Below are 6,359 nucleotides of genomic sequence, written 5' to 3'. Positions count from 1 at the left end.
GGTGGCGGGGGCGCGGGTTGCGTCTGAGGGACGTCGCTCATGCCTGCCTCCAGGAGGTCGGACCACCGCGACAGGCGGTGCAGAGGAACCATGCCGGCGCGCTCAACGGCTTGGCCGCCGCGAATTGCTGCCGGTGACTGTCGAGTTGCTGCATACGCATTCTCATAATTGTTATGCCGTCGAAGCCGTGCCTCACCGTGCGGCGAAGGCCGAGACTCGCAGTCTAACCAACTCGTGCGCCAATTTCGAAACGTTAGTTATTTGTAAGGTTTTCAGGCGTTTACAGCGCGTGGGCCGGAAGAACGGTGAGCTTCGGTCGCGGTGTGCAATGCATCCGAGAAATGCTTGTTTGCGTGCACGCCTCCGACTGTCTAGATTGGAAGGGGTCAACGCCTTGCAAGGAGTCCGCAATGTCGAAGCTGTCGATGCTGTCTGTGCCGGCGTGGTTCGCGCGGCGCGGCCGGGCGAACAGGCCGCCCACGCCGCAAGCCGATGAGCCCGAATTGCGCGACGCGTCGCGCGAAACCGAGCACCTCGAACGAATCGCCACCTATGCACGGGCCGGTTACTTCAATATGGGCTATACGCCCGACATGTTTCCGTTAGTGGGCGATCTGCCACCGCATTGAGCCACGCCAGGCGTCGACGCGCGCGTCACTGCTCCGCGCTTTCCTCTGCGAAACCCGGTGTGCCGCCAAGTGTGCCGGTGGGCCGGAATTCGCTGGGCGGCACGCCCAGTTCGCGGCGGAACATGTCGCTGAAGCTGCTGGGCCGATAACCCAGCATGCGTGCTACGGCGCTCACAGGCTCGCCTTCCGCGAGGCGCGACACCGCGAGTGCGAGCTGTACCTGGCGGCGCCATTCTGCGAACCCCATGCCAAGCTCGCGCGTGAAGAGCCGCGAGAGCGTACGCACGCTCGCGCCCACCCATGCCGCATGCTGTTCGAAGCCGATATCGGCCGACGGGTTGTCGATCACCGCGCGGCACAGCGTGGCGAGGCGTCGGTCGGACGCATCGGGCAGCGGAATGCGCAGCGTGGAGCGCGGCGCGTGGGCGAGTTCGATCGAGGCGAGGCGATAGGCCGCGTCGAGCCAGGCGTCGTCTTCGCGCGCGCGTTCCGCGAGGCTCGTGATGACTTCGCGCAACAGGCCGTTGACTTCGAACACTTCGCACCGCTCGCTCAGGTGCCCGCTGTCGTGTTCGTGCAGATAGAGATTGCGCATCTCGACGGCGCTCAGCATGTGGATGGCGTGCTGCGTGCCGGGAGGCAGCCACACGGCGCGCTGCGGCGGCACGACGAGCGCCTCGCGCTCCACCTCGACCCACATCACGCCGGAGACGGCGTAGAGCACCTGCGCCCACGTATGCGTGTGTGGCTCGATCTGGAGGCCGCGCGGGTAGTGGCGTGCGAGCGAACGGCCGCGCCCAGGCTCGTCGTCGAGTTCGGGTGGCGCGGCTTGGGGCATGAGGGTCTCCGGGTGAAAGGCGGGCGTGGCAAGCGTTCCGCGACATTATCCGCTTGGATTGGTCGTGGCCGCTTTTCTTCTGGCACCCGATTCGACGACGAGCGCTTCATCGACCTGATAGACGCGATCTGCCATTTCCAGCAACGCTTCCCGATGCGTGATCGCGACGATCGTCGGAACGCGACGGCGGACCTGTTCCAGCACACGCGCCTCGCGGGACGGATCCTGTGAAGAGGTTGGCTCGTCGAGGACGATGACTGAAGTGCGGCGCGCAAGCGCGCGACCCAGCGCGATACGTTGCCTTTCGCCGCCGGAAAGCGCTCTGCCCTGTACGCCGAGGATGACATCCAGCACGTTGCCGCCCGACTCGCCGGCTAGTCCTTGCAGTTCCAGCGCGCAGACCAGCGCCAGTAATTGCTCGTCGGACGGCGGGTCGGCACAGCCGAAAGCAAGATTTTCGCGGAGCGTTCCGCTGATGATCAGCGGATTTTGCGGAACGACTGCGACAATCCGCGATATCGATGCCGGAGAGAGTGTAGAAACGTCCACGCCATTCAACTCGACTCGCCCGCGTTCGGGGCGCAAGAGGCCGAGCATCAGATTGACGAGGGTCGACTTTCCATGTCCAGATGGCCCGATCAGGACGGTTACCTCGCCTCGATTCGCGATAAGGTTTGCTCCGCAAAAAATCGTTCGCTTTCCGAATGAAATATCGACATCCGACAGGGCATAAACGGGGTTTGCGTCGAGTGCAATTGCGACCTCAACGCCACCCGGCTCGGGTGGCAGTGCAAGAATGCCGAGGCCTTCGTGCAAGGCAAGCTGATTTCTGCGCAAATCGGAAAGTGAAGCGGCGAGGCCGGTGAATGGCGCGGTCAGCGCCACGACATAACCGGTAATCATCACAAAATCGCCGATTCGGAGAACGCCGCGCGTGACCGATGCCGCCGCGACGATTGTGAAGATTGTCAGCACGAGTCCGGTGAAAAACGCTTGTGTTGCAAGCAGCAGCGCAAGCCGCGCATTGCCGTGCGAAATTTGTGCGACATAACGGGCAAGGATGCGGTCGAGTCCGGCTTCTTCGCGCTTGTAGGCGTTGTTCAATTTGATATCTAGCATAAAGCCTAGCCGTTCCACGAGATGGCTGGAGAGAAGATTGGATGCATCAAAAATTTGGGCGTGCGCGCCTTTCGTTCTCGCAGCGAGCCTCCACGTCGCCGCGAACAGCGCGCCGATTGCGCCGACGAATGCGGCCGAAAATGCGAGGTTGGTCACGCGCCAAAGTATCGTTGCCGTGACAACGAGCTGGAAGACCGCAGGCACGATTACCCAGAAGAGCGTCAATGTGATTGCACTGAAAGCGGTGCGGCTCCTGGCGATGACCGACACCATCGCGCCAGGATCGATCGTCGCGAGCCGGGCGTATTCGACGCGAATGAGATGCGCATAGTAGGCTTTCTGAAACGTGGCGTCGGATCGGGCCAGCGTGGCGGACGAGAATATTGTTTTGATCCACTCCGAGACGCGTGCTGCGGTCCAGCACAGGCCGTAGACGCCCGCGAGCGTGACGGCGGCTCCCCCGAAGCCAGGGGCTCGCTCGACCGAGAGCGCGTTTGTGCTTTCTCGCAATAGCCACGGCACTGCGCTTTCGAGAGCGACGACGGCGATCATCACCAGCGTTGCCGCAGCAAAGCGAGCGGGAAGTGCCTTGTCGTGGCTAACGGCAATCCGGTACGCGGCGATGTATTCGCGTACCAACTCCAACGGAAACGACATGCGGGCCCCTCGGGAATTGTGAGTGATGTGGGTTTGCGACTACGATGAAAATGTCGACATGTCATGCAGGCACGGGCTAAGTTATGTGCACGTGTGTAGACAGCTATGACCTGTGGCCGGCTCCTTGCAGGAATATCTCAGTTGCGTAGATACGCGTGATCTCGCAAAGACCATCTGGGAATCCCAGCGCTGCGCGTTTGATGAGTCTTTCCAACGACTGCCGATGCACCAGAGATTTAGCAACGCAGAATCCATCGAGACAAGTCTCGCGGACGTGGTCGTAGTGAACACGAAGCCCTTGCAGGGCCGAGTGCGTCGTGTCTCCCTTGTCGGTTCGCCAGAGATTCGGCAGCTTTGATGTCGCGTAGGCCGAACGCCGAACGGTCAACCGATTGTGGTAGCCCGTGAAGAGATCCTCGAGGGGCGTCCGTAGTGCAAGCTCTACGATCGGCTGTGAGAGAAATGGCAGAATCGGCCTGCGTGCGGTTGGACGGACTTGAACGACCGTTTCATCGAGCGTTGCTCCGAGTGCGGCGATCTGGTACCGCCGGCCTGGGCGCAAGCGCAACCGCCCTTGTGCCAGTACGTCGTCATACACGCCGTGCGGCGCTGGCAACGGATAGGCTCGCACGACATCAAGCGAGGCATGTTGCCCGAGTGCGCCGCGGAAATATTGCGTCCTCGCGTGCATTGATCGTTCGATGACAGTCCAGATCGGGACTCGATACATGACGGCGAGATCACGCACGACCGTGGCTGCTCGCAGAAGCCGGAAGCTGGCGGCCGCGTCCAGGGCTACACCAAAGGGTGGTGGCGCGAGAAACAAGGCATCGCCTCCGTGCCCGTTTACAAGTGTCCCGTCTGCTCGCGCAAGGCCGGCGTTAGCGAGACTGCTGGACTGCGCAAGAAAGCACAGTTGTGTTGAAGGGCGCGCAACAAAAGGGATGATTGAAACTGGCGCAAACGGTAACTGCGCGAGCAAGGGAAAGGTCTTGTATCGCAACTTGCAATGGCTGGCCACGCTTCGAGCAACGGATATTTCATTCGACGACGATCGATGCGGATCGAAGTGTGTGACGGCGATAATTCGCGTAGAAAGGCCCGCGCGATGCAAGGCAACGGCAAGCGCCGTTGACTCTATGCCACCGGACAACTCGAGTATTGCCTCTGGCACGGACCCGAGCAGAGATCTGACGACAGTGGTGAGCACGGCTATGGGGTCATCGTTCATCAGAGGACGAGTCGGCTTGGCTGGCGACCAGAGTCTCGAGAATTGGAGCTTGCCGCCTTTGAACGTGAGCAGAGTGCCCGGCGGAAGCAGGGAGATACCCTTCCAGCCCGTCTCGCCCGCTTCGCCATAGCCGTACGCTAGATAGCCGTGGAGCCAGGTGATATTCGGTTGCGCGACGTCCCGCTCGCCGGGCGTCAAATCTGCGGCGTCGGATGCCAGATTGAGTTCGCCATTTACGCCGGTTGAGTAATAGACGGGGAACTGGCCGCAAGGATCACAGAAAACCAGAAAGCGGTCTCTTTGCCTGTCGTAGACGACGATGGCATAGGTGCCAGAATATCGCTCCGGCACTCTTTCGCCGTCATGCAGCAATGTTGTCACCAGGTCCGTTTCACGGGCAGGCGATCCCTGTGACAGTGAGAAGATTTGACCGGCGATGCACCACGAGGCTGCTGCGCTTTCGCCGAACCTTACTGGGGAATCGACGTTCCCCCAGCGGGCCATGCGAAAGCTGGCGACGCGATGTGCACCGGAAGTCCATGTGCGAGCAGTCGGGGCATCGCCGCACGCGTGCTGGCGATCGCGTGCGTAGAGGGTGGCGTTGATCATTGGCGGCCTAGGTCGTTTCATGGATTACGGCGAGTTGACGTCGACGCGCGGGGTCGTCGCCCACGACGCGACCATCCAGTTCGGCCCAGGCATGCGCAAAGAAAGGCCTGTTTTGAATACCGATGACCAGCTTCATGTCCAGTCCATAGCGGTAGCCCGCGATAATCAGCGTGCACGCCCATTCCAAACATTTGGTTTTTACGGGATAAAGAAAGCAGGTGAGGTTGAGCGACGCTGCGAGATCATCTTCATTTCGTAATGTTCGCTTGTTTTTTCGCTGAATGCGCTCCGATTCAATGAGCTGGAGGAGGCCGGATAACCGGTGAGTTTTTGAAGTATCGTGGACTTTGCGGAGGGTGGAAAATAATCTCGCCGATTCAATAATGTTAAGGCGGTTTCGCACTTGTCCTGGCGATAATTTCCAGCAGTTGACGGGAACGCCTGAAAGCGGGGGCGGCGCGCAAGTCTGGGCGTCGTAGTGGCAGACGGGAGTCGCCGGAACTTTTGCGCTGAACGACCTGGATTGATCTGGCTGCAGCACTATATAGCGGTCGTGCGAAATATCGAGCCCGATGAGTTGATCATCGAACCAGGCAAAGTGCGTATTTTGCAGTGGTATTTTCATGGCGTAGCCGCCTCATTTTCATGAGGCGGAAGATGGACGTAAGTTATGCGCTTTATTCGACATACACCCATGAAATGCCTTCAAGCATTGCCCCGCCAGGGGTGCCCATCGTGCTGTCGGTGGCATTCGCCGATTCAACATCGGAAATTTCAAGGATTTCCATCAGATCGGTATCGTAATTCATCAGTGCTTCTCCTCGGCTGGCAGCGGAATTGCTGCATAACAAGCCTAGTAGTCAAATTTTGTTATTCAATGTCGTCGCGTAAGAATGAATAGGATCTTATGATCTCGATTAAATGTAAATTCGATTTCTCTTATTTCTGATGCTTTGGGCATGGGCTTTGAAACAGATTCGCGATCGAGAATTGACGTACCTCGATTGTTGGTCGCGTAACTCGATCTCTTAACAGGTTGCGGAAATACATCCCCGGCGGAAGCGGTGCGCCTCGATGTACGCGCCCGCCAGTCGCAAACTTTCGCATTGTGCAATCTCAACGCGAATTCAACGTTCTTTCGGCGGCTTGAGGCCGACTTCTGACCTCCTTGCCACGCTTTCCGCCACTTATAAGCGGATTTGTGCCAGTGATCGCATGCGCACGAGGTTGTATGCCGCCATGTTCAACACGAACATCTGGTCCACCTTCTTCAAGC

At 59.4% G+C, this 6,359-nt stretch carries 6 protein-coding genes; 1 reads left to right on the top strand and 5 read right to left on the bottom strand.

What is annotated here, in order from left to right; all coding sequences use genetic code 11:
* Positions 1 to 410: 410 nt before the first annotated feature.
* Positions 411 to 629, top strand: coding sequence for a hypothetical protein (locus M3I54_RS43255; protein ID WP_254346506.1), 219 nt, complete (start codon positions 411 to 413; stop codon positions 627 to 629).
* 25 nt (positions 630 to 654) lie between these two features.
* Here the strand turns inward: M3I54_RS43255 and M3I54_RS43250 are convergent, their stop codons facing one another.
* The 5 genes from M3I54_RS43250 to M3I54_RS45030 all read right to left on the bottom strand — a co-directional run bounded on the left by M3I54_RS43250 (position 655) and on the right by M3I54_RS45030 (position 5,892).
* Entirely contained in the window at positions 655 to 1,467 is an 813-nt protein-coding gene (locus tag M3I54_RS43250; RefSeq protein WP_254346505.1) for a helix-turn-helix domain-containing protein, read from the bottom strand.
* A gap of 45 nt (positions 1,468 to 1,512) precedes the next feature.
* Entirely contained in the window at positions 1,513 to 3,243 is a 1,731-nt protein-coding gene (locus M3I54_RS43245; protein WP_254346504.1) for an ABC transporter ATP-binding protein, read from the bottom strand.
* A gap of 103 nt (positions 3,244 to 3,346) precedes the next feature.
* Positions 3,347 to 5,083, bottom strand: coding sequence for an asparagine synthase-related protein (locus M3I54_RS43240; RefSeq protein ID WP_254346503.1), 1,737 nt, complete (start codon positions 5,081 to 5,083; stop codon positions 3,347 to 3,349).
* Positions 5,084 to 5,090: 7 nt separating this feature from the next.
* Positions 5,091 to 5,708, bottom strand: coding sequence for a lasso peptide biosynthesis B2 protein (locus M3I54_RS43235; protein ID WP_254346501.1), 618 nt, complete (start codon positions 5,706 to 5,708; stop codon positions 5,091 to 5,093).
* A gap of 52 nt (positions 5,709 to 5,760) precedes the next feature.
* Entirely contained in the window at positions 5,761 to 5,892 is a 132-nt protein-coding gene (locus M3I54_RS45030) for a hypothetical protein (RefSeq protein ID WP_266232528.1), read from the bottom strand.
* Between the last annotated feature and the right edge of the window lie 467 nt (positions 5,893 to 6,359).

The organism is Paraburkholderia sp. CNPSo 3274 (genome assembly GCF_024206475.1).
Classification (GTDB): Bacteria; Pseudomonadota; Gammaproteobacteria; order Burkholderiales; family Burkholderiaceae; genus Paraburkholderia.
The sequence above is the reverse complement of the archived record's forward strand: the minus strand, read 5'-3'. Positions and strand labels throughout refer to the sequence as shown.

Coding starts and splice junctions, on each gene's coding strand:
- M3I54_RS43235 (WP_254346501.1), bottom strand. CDS start 5,708: ATGAAAATACCACTGCAAAATACGCACTTTGCCTGGTTCGATGATCAA.
- M3I54_RS43255 (WP_254346506.1), top strand. CDS start 411: ATGTCGAAGCTGTCGATGCTGTCTGTGCCGGCGTGGTTCGCGCGGCGC.
- M3I54_RS43250 (WP_254346505.1), bottom strand. CDS start 1,467: ATGCCCCAAGCCGCGCCACCCGAACTCGACGACGAGCCTGGGCGCGGC.
- M3I54_RS45030 (WP_266232528.1), bottom strand. CDS start 5,892: ATGAATTACGATACCGATCTGATGGAAATCCTTGAAATTTCCGATGTT.
- M3I54_RS43240 (WP_254346503.1), bottom strand. CDS start 5,083: ATGATCAACGCCACCCTCTACGCACGCGATCGCCAGCACGCGTGCGGC.
- M3I54_RS43245 (WP_254346504.1), bottom strand. CDS start 3,243: ATGTCGTTTCCGTTGGAGTTGGTACGCGAATACATCGCCGCGTACCGG.